The sequence below is a fragment of the Haladaptatus ordinarius genome (assembly GCF_054177595.1).
In genome coordinates this window covers 1-1,060 of record NZ_JBPEHH010000273.1, presented here as the reverse complement: position 1 = coordinate 1,060, position 1,060 = coordinate 1, and the positions used below count along the sequence as shown (strand labels likewise).

Sequence of the window (1,060 nt, the reverse complement as noted above, 5' to 3'; positions counted from 1 at the left end):
GATACCTTCTCGACTCTCCGCAGCGTTCGTAGGGTTCTTCGTCTCGCTTTCGGTGTCCTTCCGGTGTGAGACCGAGCTTTTGCTGCCGCCGTTATCGAGAGAGTGGACAACTAGCGACAATGCGTATGGAACGGTTCGAAATCAACGGCCACGAAGTCGTGGACGGCGATGTGCGTCCAACCGGTAACGGCGCGCACGTTTACGTCCCCCGGCGGTGGCTCGGCGCGGACGTGAAAATCGTTCGTGTTTCTGAACCCGATTCCGATTCCGATTCCGACGAGTAGACCATGCGATACAACTACCGATACAGGCTTAATCCGTCCGATACTCACCGAGAGACTCGAGCTGCTCCGTGTTAAATCGTTCCTCGAAAGTCAGGTACTGTGGGGTGCATCCTCGAAATCTTTCCTGTCGAGGCTGTTTGTAGCTTGTGCGAGCCGGAGTTTGTACGCGATTTGGAGTTCGAGCGGGCTGATCTCGATCTTCCCGTCGTCGAATGTGACGGTGAGGGCCCTGTGCTCCCGGTGTCGCAATTGGCAACAGGCAAGTCCGTTTGCAGGCGGTATAGGAGAATGCCCCGGGGCTTGACCCCGAGGCGATTCACGAGGAGATGTAGCCGATCAACTGGCCCGTCACATCCTCAGTTCGCTCATCGACGAGAGAAGTCAGATAATGTTCTACGTCTGCAGCACTGTTGAGAGTTGCAAGCGCCCATGGGAGGACGTGACTTCGTTCCCCGAGTGGGTCGCCCTCGTAGTCGTCGTCCCTGAGGGTGAGTGCTTCTTCGTGATAGGTCTTTGTGGAAATCAGGACCGTGATGAGTTGCACGCCGTGGTTTGGGAATTGGGGAGTCCCCAGCACGAGCATCGGGCGACCTTTCTCCGAGAGCGGGTCGGCCGCCCACACGATGTCGCCGCGTTCCAGTTCTTCGAACGCAGTCACTGAGGGCGCAGGAGAAAGGGGTGTTCCCGGCGGAACACCCCGAACAAGATGTCTAGCTCATCTCCAACAGTGGTTTCATACGCAGGCCAAATGCTTCGCTCTCCATCCGCTACATCGA

The 1,060-nt window shown here is 57.3% G+C and carries 3 protein-coding genes; 1 reads left to right on the top strand and 2 read right to left on the bottom strand.

Features of this window, described 5'->3' with window-relative positions:
- Positions 1 to 125 precede the first annotated feature (125 nt).
- Positions 126 to 284, top strand: coding sequence for a DUF2080 family transposase-associated protein (locus tag ACR3FF_RS27160; protein WP_458191212.1), 159 nt, complete (start codon positions 126 to 128; stop codon positions 282 to 284).
- A 90-nt stretch (positions 285 to 374) separates the two neighbouring features.
- On the opposite strand, the gene ACR3FF_RS27155 is transcribed toward ACR3FF_RS27160, so the two are convergent.
- Positions 375 to 533 (bottom strand): hypothetical protein, encoded by a 159-nt coding sequence (locus tag ACR3FF_RS27155; protein WP_458191210.1) that lies wholly within the window; start codon positions 531 to 533, stop codon positions 375 to 377.
- A gap of 67 nt (positions 534 to 600) precedes the next feature.
- On the bottom strand, positions 601 to 942 hold the full coding sequence (locus ACR3FF_RS27150; RefSeq protein WP_458191208.1) for a type II toxin-antitoxin system PemK/MazF family toxin: 342 nt from the start codon (positions 940 to 942) through the stop codon (positions 601 to 603).
- Positions 943 to 1,060 lie beyond the last annotated feature (118 nt).

Bases quoted from the DNA above. Each gene is read 5' to 3' on its own strand.
- ACR3FF_RS27160 (WP_458191212.1), top strand. From the start codon at position 126: ATGGAACGGTTCGAAATCAACGGCCACGAAGTCGTGGACGGCGATGTG.